We start from the raw sequence: 20,118 nt of genomic DNA on the forward strand, positions 1-20,118 counted from the left end.
GTCATAATATAATACGCTTTTAAGATTCTTTACTGCTTGAGGAGCTTGAAGGTATACGAATATTGCTCATTTGACGTTCTTGTTCTTGCTCAGCGATTATATCGTTGTCCTCAGCGTTATCACGGGTAACCTTTTGGGTAAGGATTGCCCCTACTGCTACTAAAATCATTACTGCAATATAATATCCTTTTTCGTTTAGCTGCAAATTATCTGCATTGTATAGCCCAATACTAAACATGACGACCCCTGCAAAAAAAGTGAAATAAGCTAGCACCGTAAAAGCCATCGTATTTCTTCGTCTATACCTCTTTGTATTCATGACATACGCCCCTTTGTATTGGTTTTAATTGTTATTATATGAATTATATTCTAGCACGAAAGGATAATAGTGTAAAATATTCTAAAGTATATGATTATTGTTAAAGATTTATAATTAGACATATTTCGTTATTATTCTCTAGCTTTAGAAATATAGTGAGATGCTAGCACTTGGCAAGGTATAAATAAAATAATAGGAGATGGAAAATGAAATATAGCATACCGGAATTAGCAGAAATACAAACACTAACATCCAGAATAAATACAATTCAATCATTACCAGGTAATCCTATGGGAGCAGAACGAGTAGTAAGAGGCAATACCCATGCTTTTGCTGTGAAGGAAATACCGGGACCTGCTTTTAATACGGTGAGAGGATTAAATAGTTACGATTTAAAATACTTAGATGAAATCCTTTTCTTTTATAAGGAGCTATCTGTTTCTTTTCGAATAGAGGTTACTCCACTGAATAGTTCTGATCAACTGTTTCGCAAGCTATCAGATATGGAATATTATCAATCTGGTTTTCATTCCTCCTTTATAAGGTCTGTCTCTAGTATTAAAAGTGGAAGTTTGTCGACAACTATCGAAGTTCGTCCTCTTAAAAAGGATGAATTTAACTTGTTTTCAGCTATCTATATAAATGCTTTCGGTCTGCCTACTTTTATACAAGACGGGATACAGCAAAACAACCAAATATTATATGACGTGCCGGGCTGGAATTTTTACTTAGCACTTCGACAAAATGTCCCAGTAGGCATTGGAGTTTTATATGTGGAAGGGGAACTTGCCACCTTGGCAGCTGCCGCAACTCTACCAGCTTATCGGGGAATGGGAGTACAGCGTGCACTGCTAAATAAGCGAATAGAGAAAGCGGTGGAGCAGGGTGCAAAGTATATTACTAGTGAGGCTGTTTTCGGAAGTAGTAGTCATCGAAACATGGAACGTCAAGGGATGAAGTTAGCCTATACGAAAGCTATATGGACAAAGCGCTAAGGGAGTGATGGGCATGTATTATCGACGAAAGTATTATCGTGTAAAGGAAGAATTTGTGGAGAGCTTCAACAAGCTATTCAATGAAATTAATTTGCCGAATCAGTTAAAGCATGGTTCTCGCCTAGTAGGAAGATGGATGACGGCTACAAAAGATGATTTAGTCGAGATTTTTGCCATTTGGGAATATAACAGCTACGAGGAATATTTGCAAATAGAGGCTGCAGTAAGAAGTGATCAGCCACATGTTGCAAGCGTTAAAGACTGGTATGAACAATATGGTGGCAAGGAGTATGTTCAAGAAAATTTTTTAATAGAAGTAAAAGATGAAAAACTAATATCAACGGTAGAGAAAAATTATGACTAAAATGCTAGCTGTTTTTTTAAGAATGGGTTTAGGAATTGCCTTATTTCCATTAACCATATGGAATATAACCATGAATCACAAAAATAAAATAAATCCTCCAGGCAATATTATTAAAACTAAGAACTCTAATGTACACGTTATATTGGAAGGAGAGGGGCCTGATGTAGTCATATTAGAAGCGGGATTAGGCTCAATCTCTATTGACTGGTCCGAAATTCAGCCCAAAGTTTCTAAGATTGCTAAAGTATTGTCCTATGATCGAGGAAATTACGGATGGAGTAAAACAAGACGACAAGCTCTAACTGCTCGAGATTATGTAGAGGAGTTAAAGGAGCTGTTGGAAAAGTTAGATCTTCAACCACCTTATACTTTAGTAGGGCATTCCTTTGGAGGACTTATCATGAGGCTATACGCGAGCTTGTATCCAGAACAGGTGAAGGGTCTACTCCTAGTCGATGCTGTGCATGAGAACCAGTATGCTCCTGGTAACCAAAACAGAGGATTTAAATGGTTGGTGACTTTTGGGTATGTGACTTCTCTTATGGGTCTGCCTAGAATATTAAAGCAAAAGGCAGGAAGAAAGTTTTTGCTTGGAGAGAAAAATCATTATTTAAATTATACTGGGTATACAATGGGGGCTTACCAAACGATTTATCAAGAGTATATGGATATTGTCATTTCAGCAGATCAATTAAAGAATGCAAAGCCCCTTTTAAGTAACTTGCCTGTCACTGTATTAAGTTCTAATAACCTCGAGGAAAGATGGGTTCAACAGCAGCTTTTGTTATCCAAGTTAACAGCCAGGACAGAGCATATCCAAACAGATAAAGGTCACTCTATTCATTTAGAGGATCCTTTCGTAGTTACCAATGCTATTATCAAGTTACTAAACACAGAAGAATCCAGAAATGTTTAACGTACAACAAATTTTAACAAAAATAAAAAGCGTAAACCGTCCTTTTGTTTTAGGGGTAGACGGGCTAAGTGGAGCAGGAAAGACTACTTTTACGGATCAACTAGCTCAAGAACTGCAGGAAGCGGGTCATAAGATTGTTATTATCCACCTTGATGATTTAATAGAGGTTCGAGAAAAGCGTTATAACACCGGGCAACCAGAATGGTATGAATACTATAGCATGCAATGGGATGTTTTAGACATTCAGGAAAGATTGTTTAAGTCAATTCATGAGAAGGCAAAGGTTCTTCAGCTTAAATTTTATAATGCCCAAGAAGATCAGTGCTTATCAAAGGAAGTCCCCCTGAAGGACTGTACAGTTCTATTAATTGAGGGGGTGTTCCTTCAACGTAAGGAATGGCGTAGTTTTGTTGATTATTTAATCTATTTGGATTGTCCGAGAGTGATTCGAAACAGACGGGTGTTGAAGCGAGATTCCTATATAGGAGATATGGAAGCACGGCTAAATAAGTATGAACGAAGGTATTGGAAGGGTGAAGAGTTTTACCTAAGGGAAGAAAGACCATTGGAACAAGCAGATCTAGTTTTAGATGTAGAAAACGCCTCTATCATAAAAAATGTGCAATAAGTTAAATAGAAGGATAAAAAGCTAGTCTTGAAGAATATATCTAATATTTAATTTGACGGGGGGATGAAAGTGTTTAATGAGGTTAAGGTCGAACAGGTAACATCTACCGTAGAACATATGGAGGAGCTTTCTGAGCTATTAATACAAGTGGTAGAAGATGGTGCCTCTATTGGCTTTTTGCCTCCAATGGAGCTAGCTAATGCCATGGATTATTGGGAAGATGTCTTAACTCCTGAGGTTATCTTGTTTGTTGCAAAAAGGAACAATCGTATTATTGGTAGTATCCAGCTCCATCTCTGTAGTAAACAAAATGGTATGCACCGTGCAGAGATCGCTAAACTAATGACTCATCCCCATTACCGGAGAAATGGAATAGGACGGCAGTTAATGGAGAAGGCAGAAAATAGAGCTGCAAGAGAGGGTAGATCCTTGATAGTTTTGGACACAAGAGAGGGCGATGCTTCCAATAATTTATATACTTCTCTAGGATATATACAGGCTGGCAAGATTCCCGGTTATGCCAAATCTGCTAATGGTGAAATGAGTACGACGATTTTTTATTACAAAAGAATAGAGGAATCTATTTAATACCGATGAGATAGATTACTTCTAACATTATACTTCAAAAAAGCATCAGAAATTTTACTGTATGTAAAATTTCTGATGCTTTTTGTGTTAACGTAAATACATTTTTCAGCAAATATTTAAATTAGATGAAAAAATAACTTTTAGGGAGATATAAGGTTCCATTAACCCGTCTATTTAAGTCGAAAATAAGAATATTTTGACTATTTTTGTATTATTCTAAGAAGTTTTATCGAATAGATTGAAAAGATCTGAATCAAAAGTATAATAATCTTAATCTTCTGTTAAAAAGCAGAGAAATTTAACAGAAGTAGAGGTGGAATATTCTATATACCTATAGAAAAGGAGGGTAATTAAGTAATTAGGTTCATTGTCCATAATACTTTAGTTCTAGGTAGAGAAAGTGACTGGGGGGAAGTGAAATTCGGAAAATAGTAGTGGTTATTACATTTATACTACTGGTTTTTGTTGGTTCTAGCTACATCTCGGCAAGTAGTATTAACTATTTTTCTCTAGGAAATTGGTTTGTCAAAGTTCAGGAAGTGAAGGAACAAAAAGAGGTTGACGAGTCTATTAGTAATTCGTTAGTAGGATATGAAGTGATTCTTAAAGACTCTTTACAGTATCTAACTGACTCTATTCAAGAAAACCTTTTAGAAAAACAAATCTATCTTTCTAAAAAAGAGATTACAAAAACACAAGGAGAATTTAAGAGTGAGTTAAGTGAAGTTGTAAGCGATCTTGAAAACATGAATTTGGATGAACCAACTATTGAGAAGGAACTGGAAGAACAACTGGAACTAGATATCGAAAATACGTTTAAAAAAGTACTAGAAGGAATTTAAATAAACTATTAACTACTACTAACTAAAAGGGGATATTTAGGATGATGAAAACAGTTAAAGGGAAAATAATAACAGGAACAGTGGCTGTTACATTACTTGTTGGAGCGGGATCTGCATTTGGGGCATCTAATGCTGGAGAAATGCTACAAAATTGGTTTAATACGCAGTTTGGTGCAGCTACCGAGGAGTTTGATGAGACGGTAGGTGGATATCAAGACGATAAAACATTAGTAGCATCAACTCAGTACGGGGCTTTAGAGGCGAAAGCTACCAATAAGATTGGTGAATCTCAAGAAGACTCTACTGCAGGTGCTGCTTCTAAGATTGATAAAGACTTGCAAGAGCATAAGGCAGCTTTAGAGGCGAAAAAAGTAGAGCTTACTAATTACACTAATGCTGAGTTCACTAAAATTTATGAGGCAGAAAAAGAGAATATACGTCTTCTCTGGTTAGAGGCAAATCGAAAAGCAGAAAGAGATATGGAGGCACATACGATAGCCGAAGGATCTGCTGCTTTAGATACATTAAATGCTGAATTAGAAGCTGCAACAACAGCAGCACTTTCTGAGCTAGAAGCAGCAATAGAAGCTTCCAAGTCAGGTCTTCAGGCTACCATTGACAATCATGTGGATACTAAAACGGATGATTTGAAAGGAAAAATAGATAAAGAATTAGCAGACTTTACGCTTTGGACACAAATGATGACTAACTTCATGATTCAGACCCAAACAGATGCAATAGAAGCAGCTGCCAAAGATTTAGAGACAGCAGCGTTAACTTCTATGCAGGATTTAGTAAATGGGATAAATGAATAGGAACTCGGTAAGGTTACCAGGTTAGGGAAGATTACACCTTAAGATGGAGGATGTGAAATGAAGAGATATTCTAAATATGTTCAAAAATATAAGGTGGTTCTCCTTGTCTTTCTTATCCTGTTTGCTATGGCGATAGGAGGGGGTATTAGAACCGCTTTTGCTGATCAAGACATTGCGCTTATGATGAGTAATTGGTTTAACAAGAAGAAAGAAGCTTCCGTAGCAGATATAGAACAAGCGATTACAAAGGAAAAACAAATTCTTTTAAATGACCTTGAAGTTTCTTTATCTAGAGAAATGCAGAAAGCGGCAGACCAATTAATATCGTTTGCTAATCTTGAAAAACAAAATAGAATAGTATCTCTAAACGAGTATGCTGAGTCCTTGAAGTCTCAGATGAAAATAGACAACTCTGAACAGGAGAAAGTTATTCGGAATAACCTGGATGCTATTGTTGCACACGCAAAGGCTCAAATGGATGGACAAGCTAATGAACTAACATTACTTCCGATTCCTCCTGTAACGGAGGAAAAAGAGAAAGAAGCTCCTAACGTTCCATTAGAGAATGAAGAAGAGCAAGGAAAAGGGGAACAAGAAGAGCATCCTAATAATACAGATCAGGAAGGAGAAAAGAAAACAACCCCTATAGATGATAAGGATAATACAGTGGATCCGATAGTAGGAGCTGATCAACCAAAGGTAGTTGATATCTATTCCATTACAGATTGGTTTAACCCACCTAATATACAAGGTATTCTAGTTGAAGAGATTGAAATCCCAAATGGCGTATTTTCAATTAATAATTCATTTTCCGATATATTAATGAATCCTCAAGCTGCGGATTCTATGAGAAGTATACTTCGGGGAATTGAAAAGCACCCACAATTCGCTGAAATCCAATATAAGTCAATAGATGAAATGTCTCGAATATGCCCTGCTTTGTTTAACGAAACCATTTTATATATGCTTAACAAATCGCTTGTTCAAATAAAAATATAATAAAAAAATTACGAGTGTTAGGTTAATCAGCAATTAGAATTGTTGATTAACCTGGCACTCGTTTCTTTATAGCGTAAATTAATTTACCCTATAAAAATATAATATTGCTTTTTAAAGTAATTTAAATTACTATTAAAAGTAATTGAGGGGGGATAATGTGGAAGAAATAAGATTAAATGTTGCTTTACTTCGAAGAAAGGTGCCAAACCTAACGACTGCAGCTAAATCTATTGGAATACGTCCTGCTACAGTTTCTAACTTATGCACTGGGAAAATCGATTTAGGAAAAGCAGAGGTAAAGACTCTTGTTGGTTTAGCTTCCTTGGCAAATTGCACGGTAGATGAATTAATCATTAGGGGGGAGAAAAAAGACATGATTGAAACTCAAATTAAAGCATTGGACTTTTTTGCGCCATTAGTAAAAGGAGGCACAACGGGCTTGGTTGCTAGACCTGGAATGGGACAGCTAGTAATACTAGCCGAGCTCATGCATCGTTTTAAAGAAAGTGGTTTTACTTCCGTGTTTTTATTGCCAAAAGAAGAGCATAGTGAATTAGAGGGGACCACGGAGTTAGCTGATATTGTAACTACTTCTATAGAGGAAGCCTATCAAAAGCTCGCACACATATCTGGGGAAGCAGTTTTTATTACTGATAGAAGCTATATTATTTCGGGGGAACTATTAGATTTGCAGGAAAAAATTCTTTCGGACAATATAGAGGGTATTACAACTATTTTAGTCGACTTATCAGGAGATGTAGTGGATGAAGAAATGCCATTTGGACCATTAGAAACGGTTTGGCAGTTAGATGCAGACCTTGCAACTCGTCATATGTATCCAGCTATTCATCCCATTTATTCGACGTCATCGATAATGGAGGGAACGGATGTGGACCAACGTCATTTTGGTTTAAGACAACGCGCCCAAAAGCTACTACGACGTTATAGAGAATTACGTTCTATTGTAATGGTACATGGGATTCAAAAGCTTCCGGAAGGGGAGCAAACAACCTATGATCGTGGAGAGAGGTTAGAGGCATATTTGACGCAGCCATTCTATGTTGCGGAAAAATTCACTGGTCCAGGAGAAGTTGTTTCTATAGAACAAACGTTGAATGATGTGGAAGCAATTCTAGAAGGAAAACAAGATCAGGAAAGTGTAGAGAAGTTAAAGTTTATTGGGTGCTTGAGCTAAATAAAAATAGGTGAGAGATGTAAATGATATAGTCATTTGCATCTTTTTTTATTTGGGTGGTTAATCGTCGGTCTAAACCAAGCGTTAGCTTATTTGTTTAAGAACAGGAATTCAGGGAAAAACTACAAATAAAAAAATATATTTGTTCAAGGGAAAGGAGGACGCCATGACTACTTTAAAAAGTAATGCACCTACCAAAGAAAATCAAAAACGTTATTCCAAAAAGAATATGTGGACTGGAATACTGTTTGGATTAGGAGTCGTTGCCTTTATAGATGAAGTGGTTTTCCATCAAATCTTACATTGGCATCATTTCTATGATAAATCCACAACAGATATTGGCTTAGTTTCCGATGGATTATTCCATGCATTTAGCTTCTTTGCTACTGTGGGCTCGGCTTTTTTAATGGCAGATCTTCATCGACGCCAGGCTTTTTGGCCAAAAAGATGGCTAGGAGGCATCTTTTTAGGAGCCGGAGTTTTTCAGCTATATGATGGTACGATCCAGCATAAGCTAATGGGTTTACATCAAATTCGTTATAATGTCGATATTCTCCCGTATGACTTAGTTTGGAACATAACTGCAATTTTAATGATTATCGTTGGTTTAGTTCTATTAAAACAAACGAGTACTAAGAGTGGAGGTGATTAGGATTGCATCATCACCAACAAGAAAGTGGTTTAAATATCGATATTGCTCAAATACTACTAGGTGCTCCATTTATAATCATGCTTTTTTTATATTTACTAGCCGTATATATGTCTAATAAAAGTAAACGAAAGTGGCCAAAATATAGAACGCTATTATGGGGAGTAGGAATTGTTTTAGCAATTATATCTGTATCGGGTCCCCTCGCACAGCAAGCACATACAGACTTTGTAGCTCACATGGTTGGTCATTTGTTTTTAGGGATGCTAGCACCGTTGCTTTTAGCTTTAGCGGCACCAATGACACTATTTCTTAGGGCTTTGCCGGTCAAAACTTCGCGAAGTATTACTAGAATACTTCGAACTAGATTTATTCACTTTTTTCAAAACCCAATCGTTGCATCTATATTAAATGTCGGTGGACTTTGGTTGTTATATACCACACCTTTATTTGAAATGATGCATGAGAATAGTTTGCTTTATATCTTCATTCATATACACATTTTTCTAGCCGGCTACCTTTTTACAATCTCCATTATATATATTGACCCAACACCTCATAGAAAGAGTTATATATATAGATCAGTGGTTTTTTTATTTGCTCTAGCGGGTCATGCCATTCTTTCCAAATATATTTATGCAAACCCTCCAATTGGTATTTCGAAAACAGAAGCAGAAATGGGAGGGATGATTATGTATTACGGTGGGGACGCTATTGAGATAGGATTAATTATTATTCTTTTTTACCAATGGTTCAAACAAACCGGTCCTAAAGCTGAGATTATTAATCCTACACCTATCAATAGAAAAGAGGAGCTTATATGAAGGAGAATAATGCAAAATATACGGTTGCAGGCACTAATATTGAGGAAGTTAAAAGGCAAAATGCTAATTCTGGGTTAACTTATAATGAGTTAAACGAATTGATAGCTAAACAGTTAAAGGATGAGGAAATAAATAGTCAAAAATCAACTTAAAAGAAAGGACTGTGGTTTTGAAATGTATTTCAAAGCATTTCTCATTAAGTTTATTATGACAACAGCCGTCATTTGGATCGTACTAGGTTATTATGGGGTAGAATTATTAAATATTTTTATTACAAGTATTGCTTTAACTGTTTTAGGCTTTGTAGGTGATATCTTTTTAATGCCAAAGATCGGTAATATGCTTGCAACCTTTGGTGATTTCATACTGGCACTTGCAGTAGTTTGGCTAATAGGTATTTACTTATTCGACCCTTCCGTTCCTGCAGGAAGAGCAGCATTTATTATTTCTCTTATATTGATAATCGGAGAAATGTACTTGCATCAATATATAAAATTGCATATTTTCGAACCAAGAGTAACAAATCCAAGCGATAAAGCAGGTTATTATCAAAGAACGGATACACAATTGGAATTTGCAAAAGCATTTAGTAAAGAGGATTTTAAGAAAAAATAAAAAATGTATATTTTATCGTTTATAGCCCATTCTAATACGGTAGAAGGGGGGTAAAACAAAATGTCAAACAACAACAACAACCGTAATAACATCAACCGCAACAACAACAATAACAATAACAATAACAACAACGAATTCGGTGAAGAGTTCAACTTTGAAAACCTAAACAACAATAATAACAACAATAATGACAGAAACAACCGCAACAACAACCGTAATAATAACAACAATAACAATAACAACAACGATAATAACAATAACCTGTAGTTTTTAGGTTAAAAAGGCAACTTTACCTTCCTGGTAAAGTTGCCTTTTGTTTAAAAAAACAAAATAAGTGGTACCTATAGGTTAAGAAACGGGGGAATGGAATGTGGTAAACAAGTTAAAGGAGTTAGAAGTAGAAAAAGCATATGTTACTTTTATGTTCCCATTCGCCTTTCATGAAAATCAGAGACAAAAAATGATGGAAACGCTAGAAAGGCATCATTTTAAATTTTTTAATTTAAAAAACAAAGCACTTCAAGCTGGTTATTATGGAAAAGGAGTAAAAGTTCGACATGAACAACTAAGTCAATTTTTTTTACCTTATATAGAAGATAAACTATTCCCCCAAACCACCAAAAATAGGGGGTTTTTAAGATATTCAAAAGAAATAAATGAGGAATTCACATGGGAACTTAAAGAACAAAAAAGTAATTTTCTTATTAATAGCGTAGACATCACGCTATGCCCCTTTGGAATTGGGGTTATAACAATCCGTACGTTAAAGGAAGGGCAAGAAAATTTGTCAGAGTTCCTGCACTTTATTTCTCACTTTAGAGTATTAGAACCTAAGCTGGAAGAGGAACAGGGAGTTAGTATATATAATGATTCCTATAAGTTTGAAACAACAAACCAACTAGTCTTAGATTACTTATGCCCGTCAGTTAAGCCATTTATTATAAGGAATGAACATTTAGAAGGATATTATGGTAGTCTTCCTTTTTTTGAAGATGCAAGAATGCTTTCTTCCGTTTTTCTCGTAGTAAAGGAAGATCAAGAAATTTTATCGGAACATCTGTATCGGGTTGCACAGGTTGATGGTAAAATGGACGGAAATCCATATATATCTAGCACTAACCCTGAGTACATCGAGCAATTTGTAGAGAAACGATTACATAATCGATGGGCTCCATTTACATATACTATTACCTCTGAGAATGTTCAGGCAACTGTTACAAAAATAGACGAGAAAGCTTCACCAAATAGCATCTCTGATTTTATGGGAACGATGTATTATAACTTATTGTTGCATTACTACTATAAGATAATGCTATTAAAACTCTCATTTGAGCATAGTGAGGTAAGCTGGTCCAAGGACAAAGAGTACGTGAGAGAGCTTATGGAGCTTATTTCTAAATTTTATTCAAGATACTACTTTGGTCAGGTTTCTCCAAGGCAAGAAGGGAAGGAGCTTACCCATTTACTTCGAGAGGCATTTAATCTAAACCATCTCTTTATTGAAGTAAAAAAGACATTGGATGATTTGTATCGTGCTCAAGATAACCAAACAAGCACTCGTCATAACATGCTTTTGTTTATGCTGACAGTCTATACGACCATTTCCGGTATCTATGGGATGAACTTGGTAATAGAGGATTGGAAGGGATTCACGGACTGGTCTAAGGTACCTGGATACTCATTCTTTGAATGGATATCCCTTGTTACTGCACTAAGTGGAATTGGATTGGCTATTGCGCTACTTGTAAGTACAGGCGGCAAAGGGTTGGCGAATAGATATAGAAAGTGGAAAAGAGAACGTACAGATTGATCCCCTATTAGGGGATTTCAGAGTGTAGACAAAAGGGTTGGAAATCGAAACGATTTCCAACCCTTTTGCTATTATCACAGTTTACAATCTGGAAAAGAGCAAATTCAGCTCTCGATTTTGTTTATTTTACGCCATTTTTGGCGTTTTCCAGGTCCAACTGGCCAACTTCTTAAAATTTAAGGCAGCAAAAGTTAGCAACGCCTGCATGGACAAATTTTTTAAGACCCTTTAAGGTTGTCCATCGCATACCATGCTTTTCTTTGGCATCGACAAAGCCACGCTCGATCGTCTCTTTACGCTTCCCGTAAATTTCTTTCATTTCATAGTTATGACTTCATTGGTTTGATTTTTCGTCATCATATCGCAGAGTAAGAATAAACAAAAGATGATTCAACGTCATATCTGGCAAGACTATTTGGATGTAGCTGAGGACTTATCATTCATTTTATAGAAGGCACCGTTGATTGGAGCGAAGAACGGCGACTCCTGCGGGAACAGCGCGAGCTGAAGACCCTGGACTGAGCGCAGCGAGGGAAGCGGCTGAAGCCGTGCCCGCGGAAAGCGTCCGTTCGTAGCGGAAATCAACTCTCCCTCGCGTTATTTCTATTTTAAAAGAAAAAAGACTGTAGGCAAACTCCATATTTTTTGGAGTTTGTCTACAGTCTGTAATCCCCTAGTAGGGGATTTTTTTGTATAAGAAGATAATGTTACATTGTCTACTTTATGTTGATAAAGTGCTAGATTATAGGATAATAATAGTTACAAGATAAAAGAAAAAATGGGGTAACGTTGTGAATTCTGAAAAAACATCTAAATCAATTGTATTACCGTTAATAGTTTCTATTGTTGCGATTTCGTTTGCAGCTATTTTTGTGAAATGGTCCAATGCACCAGCAACTATTTTAAGTATGTATCGAATGATCCTAGCTAGCTTATTGCTTTTGCCAGTTGTCTGGATAAAAAGGAACGAATTTAAAAGAATTTCAAAAAGTGAATGGTACCTTTTGTTCTTCTCTGGAATGTTCTTAGCTTTGCATTTTGCTCTCTGGTTTGGCTCGTTGAAGCTAACTACTGTAGCAAGCTCAACGATAATACTAGCGCTCCAACCAATTATTGCTTTAATCGGTGGAATGATTTTGTTTAAAGAAAGAACTACTGCTAGTGCCCTGCTTACTATGGGAATTGCTGTTGTAGGTGCTGTTATGGTGGGCTGGGGAGATTTTGGCCTTAGTAAAAGTGCCATATTAGGAGACATTCTTTCATTTTTAAGTGTCATTGCAGTAGTGGGGTATTTACTAATTGGTCAAAGTGCTGTAAAGAAAGTATCTCATTGGATTTATAGTTTCTGTGTATTTGGATTTGCTGCAGTCGCTTTAATTCTTTATAATGTTGTCACTTCGGTTCAATTAACAGGCTATGATGCAAAGGAATGGGGGATTTTTGTTTTATTGGCTGTTGTTCCTACTATTTCACATCTTATAAATAACTGGCTTCTTAATTATGTAAATGCTACGACCATTTCTATGAGTATTCTTGGAGAGCCTGTCGGAGCAACAATATTAGCTGTTATTATTCTAGGTGAACGTATAGTTGCTTGGCAGATAATCGGTGGCCTGATAGTTTTAGTTGGAGTCTTCTTTTTCCTTATGCAACAAATCAGTGGATATAAGAAAATAAGTAAAGCAAAGGTGGGGTGAGTTTACATGAATAACGCGGCGATGCTAAAAATGACATTGTCCATGGCTATTTTTGGTTCAATCGGTTTTTTTACAGTAAAAACCGGTATTCCTGCTATAGAGCTAGTGTTTGTTCGCTGTATTTGTGCAACCCTTTTCCTTGGTGCATTATGGTTAATCACTGGTCAGCATAAGACAGAAAAGTGGGGAAGAAGAGAAGTGGGTCAAACTCTTCTATGTGGCATCTTCTTAGTTTTCAATTGGGTATTCCTTTTCAAGGCTTTTGAGGTTACTTCTATTACGGTTGCTATAACCATATATAATTTGGCTCCGATATTTGTATTGTTACTTGGAACCTTATTTTTGAAGGAGAGGATGACATGGACTTCTCTCATTGCAGTCCTAGTCTGCTTTCTTGGGAGTGTTATGATTGTCGGTATTAACACTACTCAGTCATTCTCAGAATTTATGGGCTCGGGTTTTCTTTGGGCGCTTCTTGCTGCTCTTTGTTATGCAATGACTATGCTTCTTGGAAAAGGTGTTAACCAGTTAAGTGCATATGCAATGACTTTTTTGCAGACTTCAGTTGGAATAGTAATTCTGTTACCGTTCCTGCGGTTCCATGTATTTGAAGGATTAACTACGGAAAACTGGATTTACATACTTGGTACGGGCTTGATACATACAGGTTTTGTTTATTATCTGTTTTTTGATAGTCTTAGAAAGCTAACCGCTGTAGTAATTTCTGCTTTAGTATTTGTAGACCCGGTGGTAGCTATATTACTCGATACACTCATCTTAGATTTCCGTCCAACACTTGTCCAAGCTTTAGGGATATTCATGATTTTCGGAGGAATTATTTATACACTTATTGAATCGAGTAAGAGGGATTCCACAGGATCGCATTAGCCGAATATGCTAAAAGGTAGCTATGACTATGAAAAAGTCATTACTACCTTTTTTATTTACCTTTGTAAGCTTCGTTTTCGGACAGGAGACAATATAAGGGTGGATATGATTATCAAAGCAGCTATAACAACCGCCGAATAGAATAGCCCTCCGTAGCCATCTTGTGCAGCTATTGTAGTCACTTGATTGATACTTTTTAAAAGAGTCTGTAGTAATGTTGGATCTTGTATTTGGTCTAACAATGGTGACATAGTTTCCTGGGAAATAATTTCCCCGTTTTTCAGCACTTGTTGTGAAAGGTTCTGAAACTCCTGGAGTTCTGCTTCACTAAGGTTTGCTTCTTGGATGTTTTCCTGTAATATTCTTGGGAAATCATTTTGAAAGATGGTTGGCATTTCGGTAAATCCTCTCGTAATAAATCCTGCATAAATAGTTGGAGCAATAGTCATTCCAATTTGTCTGCTTAAAGAGAGGGTTGCTAAGGCTGTGCCCTTGTCAGTATTTAGTTTTTCGGTTGCCAATATATTTAAAGGTGCTCCCAAAATTATACCCATTCCAAATCCAGCTACTGAAGACGCGATGATGAAATGCCACTTAGCTTCAATCCAAGTAGGGAACAATAGAAAACCAATGGCAGAAATAATACCAGATAAAAATACAGCTACAATCGGTCCTTTTTTATCGACTAACATACCACCCATCGCTGCGCCTAAACCAGCTGCTAATGCAAGAGGTGTCATCCAATATCCAGCGTTTTCTTGGGCTATCCCAAGCACTTGCTCAGAAAAGGCAGGGATAAAAATCATACCTGCTAATAGAGCTCCTGAAAACATACCGATTAACAAGGTTAATAAGTATGACGATTCGGATAGCAGACGAAACGGAAGGATGGGATCACCCCCACGTTTTTCTAATCTACTTTCATGGAATAATAATAGAAGTAAAAGAACAATCCCTGCTAAGATATATCCATATACCTCTAACTCCAGCAAGCTCGTAAAGAAGTTGACTCCTTCAATATTAGTCAACCCATACATAATTCCGAGAATAGACAAGGAAAGTAAAGTAATTCCTAGTAAATCGAGTTTTCCAACTGCTGCATCCTTTGTTTCTTCTAGTTTTAAAAAACCAAGTATAACAAGAGCGATTGCAATAGGTATATTAATGAGAAACAAGAAATGCCAACTTCCTGTAAGGTCTAACAATACACTACCAAGATTGGGTCCTAATACTGCAGCAATACCATTCATCCCCCCTAGCATACCTAAAGCCTTACCTTGTTTTTCTACCGGCAGAGTGCTTAAAATATGAGAGCTTCCGATAATGAATATACCGCCTCCACCTAAAGCTTGGATGAAACGGGCGATTAAATAAAAAGTGAAGTTAGGACTTAAGGCAACTAGCAAGGAACCAATCCCAAAAATGGCAATCTCCACAATGAAAAGCCGCTTGCGACCATAACGATCAGAGAGCTTTCCTACTATTGGTACGCTGATTGCAAGACCGAGAGTGTAGAGTGTTATTCCCCACGCCCCCCAGTTTGCATTAACCTCAAAAGAACTATTGATGGTTGTAAGAGCAGCACTGATAATCCCGTTATCAAGAGCAGCCATAAAAACACCAATAGAAAATAATACGATTGCCCATGTTTGAGAAGTATTTTTTTCTGTCATACCATTCCCCCTCTCTTTTTATTTGATATCTAACTTATTTATACAATATTTTACATTAGCGTTATATCTTTTGATAGCCTAAATAATATAGATATACGTATAAAAATGATATTATTAGAGCAACCATTCAAAGGAGAAAATATAAATGCCAACATATCATTATACGCAGCCGTTAGAGATAGAAATTACCCCTAAAACCACAGTATACAAGGAAGATGGAAAGGAAATTTGCACTTTTCAACGGTATTACTCAAATAAACTAAAGCGGTTCTTGGATAGAGCCATGGAATACCGTTACTTCCTTCGATATGACATATATGATTTAAATGATCAAGTTATTTTCACGTGTAAAAAGGTATCAAAGAAGGGAAGGGTATTTTTTCAAGCGTTTGATTATGAAACAAAAGAACACTTCACTATAACCTATGATAAATGGAAGGAACTAGTGGCGGACCTCTTAATTCTTGGTAAGGATTTAAATATAGTAATTGAAAAGGAGCTTGAAGATTGGACGAGCTATGTTTGGGAAGGTAAAGAAATTGCTAGATGGAGAGCAAGGGTAGAGGGGGAGTTCTTGATAGAACTCGAAATTCATGAAGAATCTCCTATTCAAAATCCTGCTTTTTTTGTGGCTATTAGTCAATGTGCATTATATATCGGTAGTTAATTTGTGTAGCTTTGCAGGTGTTTTTAGTAACCTCTGTAAAGCTTTTTTATATGTCTTAAGAAAAGTTATATTCTTTTACTTTTTCTACAAAATGGGATATTCTATAAATGTATCGTGCACGATGTATTTATGCAAGGAGCGTTTGACATGAAGAAAGAGAAACCCTCTAAATTAGAGCAACAGCTATGTTTTGAGGTGTATAAGACTTCCAGCAACTTTGCTAAGCTGTATGCAAAAACCTTAGAGCCTTATCATTTAACCTTTCCACAATATTTGGTTTTGTTAGCATTATGGGAAGAAGATCATTTGCTAACGAGGGATATTGGAAAACGATTGGAGTTAGGCATTGGTACATTAAACCCGATTATTAACCGAATGATTGATCGGGGATGGCTCGAAAAGAATCAATCTAATGAGGATAAAAGAGCTTATATTATTTCTTTAACTGACAGAGCTAAAAATGCAGAAAATGAAATTGAACAATCTATTTTACAGAAAATTACTAGCTGTAACTTCCTAGACATGAATGCTATTACACTCATGTCCCAATTAAAAGAACTGAATACTTTTTTATCGAAAATGGAGGAATGATGAAAATGAGTATTTATGACATTAAAGTACAAAAATCGGACGGAACGGAATATGACTTAAGTATGTACAAAGGAAAGCCAATGTTAATCGTTAACACGGCAACTAAGTGTGGGCTTAGTAATCAGTTTGACAGCCTCGAAAATCTATACAAAAAGTATCAGGATGAGGGACTAGTAGTGCTTGGTTTTCCATCCAATCAGTTTTTTCAAGAGCCTGGAAATGGAGCGGAAGCAGAACAGGCTTGTCGTATGAGCTACGGAGTAACCTTTCCCATGCATGAAATGGTAAAACTAAATGGCAGTGAGGCACATCCGTTATTTAAATACTTGACGACGCATACCAAAGGATTGCTTTCAAGCAAGATTAAATGGAACTTCACAAAATTTTTAATCGACAAAGACGGAAATATAGTTAAAAGATACGCACCAACTGACAATCCTAATGATTTTGAAGAAGACATAAAAAATTTAATAAATGAATAAAGTAAAGGACCTGGATTGCCAAAGATCTAGGTCCTTTATGTTTAAGTTTTAGGAAAAAAAGGAATAAAGAGAAAAAGAGACGAAATGGGGAAATAGCATGGAGAGACTAACTGTAAAAGAACAAACACTACTTGCCTATTACGTGTGCAATTTTCTGGAAAAGGGATCAGAAGGTAGCTTATCAAAAGCTTTGAAGGAAGGGTTAGGTGACCGACTCTCTACCATTCAGGAGGAACTTACAAAAAAAGGTCTGTTGAGTAAAGAGGATAAAATGATAACAAATGAAGGAATTTTATACATGGATAACACTTTACACATCCAATCATATGCAACAGAAGGAAATAAACTAGCATACGTCAAAGATAGCTTACAAATAAATGAAATCGAGCTTTCGGAGCCCGCGTTAAAGCATTACATTCATCAAAATATTGGAATTGAACAACCATCTATTCATTAACCATAAAATACGTCTGACTCTAAAGAGTCAGACGTATTTTATGTCCACTATTGTCCAAAATGCTCAATATTACTTGCACTTAAATTATTCCCATCGGGATCTTTAAATCCAAAACCTCCTAGACCCTCCTCATTTACATTCAGTGGCCCAACCTCAACTTTATTTTTCTTCAACCATTGATAAAAATCTTTTAACAAAGGCGTATAAAAGTCGATGATACTATGGATCACATTAGAGTGAGTGTTAGTAAAAAATAAAGGTCGAACTTCTTTTGTTTCTACTAAAAAAATAGTAGGAACTCCTTTCGTATGAAAGGAAAGCATGGCAGTCTTGTCTCCTTTAGATTCAACATGAACCCCGAGAACAGTCATATAAAAATCCATGGAGCTCTCTAAATTACTGACGGGTATTTCTACAGTGGCGATACGAGAGATAAAGTGAGACATCTGCGTTAGACCTCCTATAAAGAATATACGTACTAATATATTCTATTTTTACCCTTATTTTCCCTCTATAAATCTAATAAATTTTAGCATAATTTAAATAAAATATAATAAAAATGTAATAGTAAACTGTCCACTTTTAACTTGAAGCTTAATTTTAAATTAAATGAAAAGTATAAAATATTATTAGTAGATTGAAGGATTCTATGGTAAGATTTTTCCTGTGAAAAAATGAAAGTAAAGAAGGAATAAACTTGGCAATTAGACAAAAGAAGGATTTAGGAGAAAAGCTAAGCTTATTTCATTTAACTTGGCCAATCTTTTTAGAAGTATTTTTGTTTATGTTAATGGGAATAGCAGACACTTTTATGTTAAGTGCAGTATCCGATAATGCTGTTTCAGGAGTTGGGGCAGCCAACCAATATATCCATATTGCGATATTAATCTTAGAGGTAGTAGGTAATGGTGCTGCTATCGTAGTTTCACAATATTTAGGTTCTAGAAGATATATAGAGGCCTCAAAGATTTCCGGTCTTGCCGTAACTTTAAATCTTGGTGTAGGAATTATTCTTAGTATTGGATTTGTCATATTTTCTAAAAGTATTATGGCTGGTATGAACCTAGAGGGAGAGGTCCTTGAGTTTGCCAATCAATATTTGATGATTGTTGGCGGTGGTATTTTTCTTCAAGCATTGATTAATGCTTTGGCTGCCATTATCCGTGTACATGGTTATACAAAGCAAACCATGTTTGTTTCGCTAGGGATGAATATAATTCATGTCGTGGGTAACTATGCCTTAATCTTCGGTAAATTTGGCTTTCCTGAGCTAGGTGTACAAGGTGCTGCCATATCATCTGTAGTGAGTCGATTTATAGCGCTTCTTGTGTTCTTTTGGCTTCTATATCAAGTAATGGAGTACCGTGTGCAAGTAAGCTACTATTTCACCATCTCTAAAGAGTATGTGGGAAAAATACTTAAAATAGGTTTACCTTCAGCTTTTGAACAAATTTTATATCAAGGCTGTCAAATCGTATTTTTATATTATGCGACTTATTTAGGAGCAGAAGCATTGGCTGCTAGGCAGTATGCTGTCAATATATCGATGTTTACGTATTTGTTTGCAGTCGCAATAGGTATGGGAACTGCAATAATTGTCGGGAGGTTTGTAGGGGCCAATGAAAAAGAGGAGGCCTATAAATCTGTTTGGTATAGTGTAAAAAGGGCATTTGTATTTACATTAGCAATGGTTGCTGTTGTAATCACGTTCCGTCATCCTTTGATGAGTTTATTCACCGATAACGAGGAAATTATTAAAATTGGAGCTTCTGTACTTGTCTTAAGCATCATACTTGAAACTGGTCGTACGTTGAATATAGTAATTATCAATTCGTTGCGTGCCGCCGGGGATGCAACCTTCCCGGTAATAATGGGCGCCTTATCTATGGTGATGATGAGCGTGCCGTTAGGATATTTATTTGTTTTTGTTCTTGATATGGGACTACCAGGAATTTGGTTAGCTATAGCAGCAGATGAGTGGCTACGTGGAATTATCATGTTCTTTAGATGGAAGAGTAAAAAATGGGAAAAGTATGCGCTTGTTCATGAAAAAGAAGAGAACTCTGATTTAGACAGTCAGACAGTCTAATGTTTAGCTGTCAGA

Annotated in this window: 24 protein-coding genes and 1 pseudogene; 21 read left to right on the forward strand and 4 right to left on the reverse strand. The window is 36.3% G+C overall.

The window, feature by feature from the left end:
* Positions 1-19 precede the first annotated feature (19 nt).
* Positions 20-319 carry a YiaA/YiaB family inner membrane protein gene (locus tag M3627_RS05295; protein WP_169358373.1) on the reverse strand — a complete coding sequence of 100 codons (300 nt, stop codon included), beginning with the start codon at positions 317-319 and terminating at the stop codon, positions 20-22.
* A 206-nt stretch (positions 320-525) separates the two neighbouring features.
* On the opposite strand from M3627_RS05295, the gene M3627_RS05300 reads away from it, so the two are divergent.
* From M3627_RS05300 to M3627_RS05365, 14 genes are all read left to right on the forward strand, one after another.
* Positions 526-1,314 (forward strand): GNAT family N-acetyltransferase, encoded by a 789-nt coding sequence (locus tag M3627_RS05300; protein ID WP_251553227.1) that lies wholly within the window; start codon positions 526-528, stop codon positions 1,312-1,314.
* Positions 1,315-1,327: 13 nt separating this feature from the next.
* On the forward strand, positions 1,328-1,678 hold the full coding sequence (locus M3627_RS05305; protein ID WP_251553228.1) for an NIPSNAP family protein: 351 nt from the start codon (positions 1,328-1,330) through the stop codon (positions 1,676-1,678).
* On the forward strand, positions 1,671-2,594 hold the full coding sequence (locus M3627_RS05310) for an alpha/beta hydrolase (protein ID WP_251553229.1): 924 nt from the start codon (positions 1,671-1,673) through the stop codon (positions 2,592-2,594). Before M3627_RS05305 ends, M3627_RS05310 begins: the two co-directional genes overlap by 8 nt.
* Positions 2,587-3,222: a kinase gene (locus M3627_RS05315; protein WP_251553230.1), complete on the forward strand. Its 636-nt coding sequence runs from the start codon at positions 2,587-2,589 to the stop codon at positions 3,220-3,222. The genes M3627_RS05310 and M3627_RS05315 overlap by 8 nt, the downstream gene beginning before the upstream one ends.
* A 117-nt stretch (positions 3,223-3,339) precedes the next feature.
* Positions 3,340-3,810, forward strand: coding sequence for a GNAT family N-acetyltransferase (locus M3627_RS05320; RefSeq protein ID WP_483315279.1), 471 nt, complete (start codon positions 3,340-3,342; stop codon positions 3,808-3,810).
* Positions 3,811-4,244: 434 nt separating this feature from the next.
* Positions 4,245-4,652, forward strand: a complete 408-nt coding sequence (locus M3627_RS05325; RefSeq protein ID WP_251553232.1) for a hypothetical protein — start codon at positions 4,245-4,247, stop codon at positions 4,650-4,652.
* Positions 4,653-4,693: 41 nt separating this feature from the next.
* The gene (locus M3627_RS05330; protein ID WP_251553233.1) at positions 4,694-5,467 is read left to right on the forward strand and encodes a hypothetical protein; all 774 of its coding nucleotides are present in this window, start codon (positions 4,694-4,696) and stop codon (positions 5,465-5,467) included.
* Between the two features lie 57 nt (positions 5,468-5,524).
* Positions 5,525-6,466 carry a hypothetical protein gene (locus tag M3627_RS05335; protein ID WP_251553234.1) on the forward strand — a complete coding sequence of 314 codons (942 nt, stop codon included), beginning with the start codon at positions 5,525-5,527 and terminating at the stop codon, positions 6,464-6,466.
* A gap of 157 nt (positions 6,467-6,623) precedes the next feature.
* Positions 6,624-7,661: an ATP synthase beta subunit C-terminal domain-containing protein gene (locus M3627_RS05340; protein ID WP_169358382.1), complete on the forward strand. Its 1,038-nt coding sequence runs from the start codon at positions 6,624-6,626 to the stop codon at positions 7,659-7,661.
* Between the two features lie 166 nt (positions 7,662-7,827).
* Positions 7,828-8,313, forward strand: coding sequence for a DUF2243 domain-containing protein (locus M3627_RS05345; RefSeq protein WP_169358383.1), 486 nt, complete (start codon positions 7,828-7,830; stop codon positions 8,311-8,313).
* Between the two features lie 2 nt (positions 8,314-8,315).
* Positions 8,316-9,134 (forward strand): cytochrome c oxidase assembly protein, encoded by an 819-nt coding sequence (locus M3627_RS05350; RefSeq protein WP_251553235.1) that lies wholly within the window; start codon positions 8,316-8,318, stop codon positions 9,132-9,134.
* Positions 9,131-9,286 (forward strand): hypothetical protein, encoded by a 156-nt coding sequence (locus M3627_RS05355; protein ID WP_169358384.1) that lies wholly within the window; start codon positions 9,131-9,133, stop codon positions 9,284-9,286. Before M3627_RS05350 ends, M3627_RS05355 begins: the two co-directional genes overlap by 4 nt.
* A 22-nt stretch (positions 9,287-9,308) precedes the next feature.
* Positions 9,309-9,749 (forward strand): DUF2512 family protein, encoded by a 441-nt coding sequence (locus M3627_RS05360; RefSeq protein WP_169358385.1) that lies wholly within the window; start codon positions 9,309-9,311, stop codon positions 9,747-9,749.
* Positions 9,750-10,119: 370 nt separating this feature from the next.
* Positions 10,120-11,559 carry a CorA family divalent cation transporter gene (locus M3627_RS05365; RefSeq protein ID WP_251553237.1) on the forward strand — a complete coding sequence of 480 codons (1,440 nt, stop codon included), beginning with the start codon at positions 10,120-10,122 and terminating at the stop codon, positions 11,557-11,559.
* Positions 11,560-11,685: 126 nt separating this feature from the next.
* Here the strand turns inward: M3627_RS05365 and M3627_RS05370 are convergent.
* A pseudogene (locus tag M3627_RS05370) lies at positions 11,686-11,890 on the reverse strand (transposase); the annotation flags it as partial.
* A gap of 460 nt (positions 11,891-12,350) precedes the next feature.
* Between M3627_RS05370 and M3627_RS05375 the strand changes: the two are divergent.
* Together M3627_RS05375 and M3627_RS05380 are read left to right on the forward strand one after the other, a co-directional pair.
* Positions 12,351-13,256 (forward strand): EamA family transporter, encoded by a 906-nt coding sequence (locus M3627_RS05375; protein WP_169358386.1) that lies wholly within the window; start codon positions 12,351-12,353, stop codon positions 13,254-13,256.
* A 6-nt stretch (positions 13,257-13,262) separates the two neighbouring features.
* The gene (locus M3627_RS05380; protein ID WP_169358387.1) at positions 13,263-14,144 is read left to right on the forward strand and encodes a DMT family transporter; all 882 of its coding nucleotides are present in this window, start codon (positions 13,263-13,265) and stop codon (positions 14,142-14,144) included.
* A gap of 56 nt (positions 14,145-14,200) precedes the next feature.
* Here the strand turns inward: M3627_RS05380 and M3627_RS05385 are convergent, their stop codons facing one another.
* Positions 14,201-15,817, reverse strand: coding sequence for an MFS transporter (locus M3627_RS05385; protein ID WP_251553238.1), 1,617 nt, complete (start codon positions 15,815-15,817; stop codon positions 14,201-14,203).
* A gap of 145 nt (positions 15,818-15,962) precedes the next feature.
* Here M3627_RS05385 and M3627_RS05390 point away from each other — a divergent pair, with 145 nt between their 5' ends.
* The 4 genes from M3627_RS05390 (at position 15,963) to M3627_RS05405 (ending at position 18,014) form a co-directional block, all read left to right on the forward strand.
* A complete protein-coding gene (locus tag M3627_RS05390; protein WP_251553239.1) occupies positions 15,963-16,484 on the forward strand; it encodes a tubby C-terminal domain-like protein in 522 nt (173 codons plus the stop codon).
* A 147-nt stretch (positions 16,485-16,631) separates the two neighbouring features.
* Positions 16,632-17,075 carry a MarR family winged helix-turn-helix transcriptional regulator gene (locus M3627_RS05395; protein WP_251553240.1) on the forward strand — a complete coding sequence of 148 codons (444 nt, stop codon included), beginning with the start codon at positions 16,632-16,634 and terminating at the stop codon, positions 17,073-17,075.
* A gap of 5 nt (positions 17,076-17,080) precedes the next feature.
* A complete protein-coding gene (locus tag M3627_RS05400; RefSeq protein ID WP_251553241.1) occupies positions 17,081-17,557 on the forward strand; it encodes a glutathione peroxidase in 477 nt (158 codons plus the stop codon).
* 97 nt (positions 17,558-17,654) lie between these two features.
* Positions 17,655-18,014, forward strand: coding sequence for a hypothetical protein (locus M3627_RS05405; protein ID WP_169358392.1), 360 nt, complete (start codon positions 17,655-17,657; stop codon positions 18,012-18,014).
* A gap of 47 nt (positions 18,015-18,061) precedes the next feature.
* Here M3627_RS05405 and M3627_RS05410 read toward each other — a convergent pair whose 3' ends face one another.
* Positions 18,062-18,460 carry a VOC family protein gene (locus M3627_RS05410; protein ID WP_169358393.1) on the reverse strand — a complete coding sequence of 133 codons (399 nt, stop codon included), beginning with the start codon at positions 18,458-18,460 and terminating at the stop codon, positions 18,062-18,064.
* Between the two features lie 245 nt (positions 18,461-18,705).
* On the opposite strand from M3627_RS05410, the gene M3627_RS05415 reads away from it, so the two are divergent.
* Positions 18,706-20,103 carry an MATE family efflux transporter gene (locus tag M3627_RS05415; RefSeq protein WP_251553348.1) on the forward strand — a complete coding sequence of 466 codons (1,398 nt, stop codon included), beginning with the start codon at positions 18,706-18,708 and terminating at the stop codon, positions 20,101-20,103.
* The last annotated feature ends 15 nt before the right edge of the window (positions 20,104-20,118 follow it).

It is taken from the genome of Psychrobacillus sp. MER TA 171, assembly GCF_023713305.1.
GTDB lineage: Bacteria > Bacillota > Bacilli > Bacillales_A > Planococcaceae > Psychrobacillus.

What these genes read in the sequence shown, in the direction of transcription:
- M3627_RS05295 (WP_169358373.1), bottom strand. Translation starts at nt 319, where the DNA reads ATGAATACAAAGAGGTATAGACGAAGAAATACGATGGCTTTTACGGTG.
- M3627_RS05395 (WP_251553240.1), top strand. Translation starts at nt 16,632, where the DNA reads ATGAAGAAAGAGAAACCCTCTAAATTAGAGCAACAGCTATGTTTTGAG.
- M3627_RS05385 (WP_251553238.1), bottom strand. Translation starts at nt 15,817, where the DNA reads ATGACAGAAAAAAATACTTCTCAAACATGGGCAATCGTATTATTTTCT.
- M3627_RS05360 (WP_169358385.1), top strand. Translation starts at nt 9,309, where the DNA reads ATGTATTTCAAAGCATTTCTCATTAAGTTTATTATGACAACAGCCGTC.
- M3627_RS05410 (WP_169358393.1), bottom strand. Translation starts at nt 18,460, where the DNA reads ATGTCTCACTTTATCTCTCGTATCGCCACTGTAGAAATACCCGTCAGT.
- M3627_RS05400 (WP_251553241.1), top strand. Translation starts at nt 17,081, where the DNA reads ATGAGTATTTATGACATTAAAGTACAAAAATCGGACGGAACGGAATAT.
- M3627_RS05330 (WP_251553233.1), top strand. Translation starts at nt 4,694, where the DNA reads ATGATGAAAACAGTTAAAGGGAAAATAATAACAGGAACAGTGGCTGTT.
- M3627_RS05345 (WP_169358383.1), top strand. Translation starts at nt 7,828, where the DNA reads ATGACTACTTTAAAAAGTAATGCACCTACCAAAGAAAATCAAAAACGT.
- M3627_RS05305 (WP_251553228.1), top strand. Translation starts at nt 1,328, where the DNA reads ATGTATTATCGACGAAAGTATTATCGTGTAAAGGAAGAATTTGTGGAG.
- M3627_RS05390 (WP_251553239.1), top strand. Translation starts at nt 15,963, where the DNA reads ATGCCAACATATCATTATACGCAGCCGTTAGAGATAGAAATTACCCCT.
- M3627_RS05380 (WP_169358387.1), top strand. Translation starts at nt 13,263, where the DNA reads ATGAATAACGCGGCGATGCTAAAAATGACATTGTCCATGGCTATTTTT.
- M3627_RS05335 (WP_251553234.1), top strand. Translation starts at nt 5,525, where the DNA reads ATGAAGAGATATTCTAAATATGTTCAAAAATATAAGGTGGTTCTCCTT.
- M3627_RS05300 (WP_251553227.1), top strand. Translation starts at nt 526, where the DNA reads ATGAAATATAGCATACCGGAATTAGCAGAAATACAAACACTAACATCC.
- M3627_RS05405 (WP_169358392.1), top strand. Translation starts at nt 17,655, where the DNA reads ATGGAGAGACTAACTGTAAAAGAACAAACACTACTTGCCTATTACGTG.
- M3627_RS05320 (WP_483315279.1), top strand. Translation starts at nt 3,340, where the DNA reads ATGGAGGAGCTTTCTGAGCTATTAATACAAGTGGTAGAAGATGGTGCC.
- M3627_RS05310 (WP_251553229.1), top strand. Translation starts at nt 1,671, where the DNA reads ATGACTAAAATGCTAGCTGTTTTTTTAAGAATGGGTTTAGGAATTGCC.
- M3627_RS05355 (WP_169358384.1), top strand. Translation starts at nt 9,131, where the DNA reads ATGAAGGAGAATAATGCAAAATATACGGTTGCAGGCACTAATATTGAG.
- M3627_RS05315 (WP_251553230.1), top strand. Translation starts at nt 2,587, where the DNA reads ATGTTTAACGTACAACAAATTTTAACAAAAATAAAAAGCGTAAACCGT.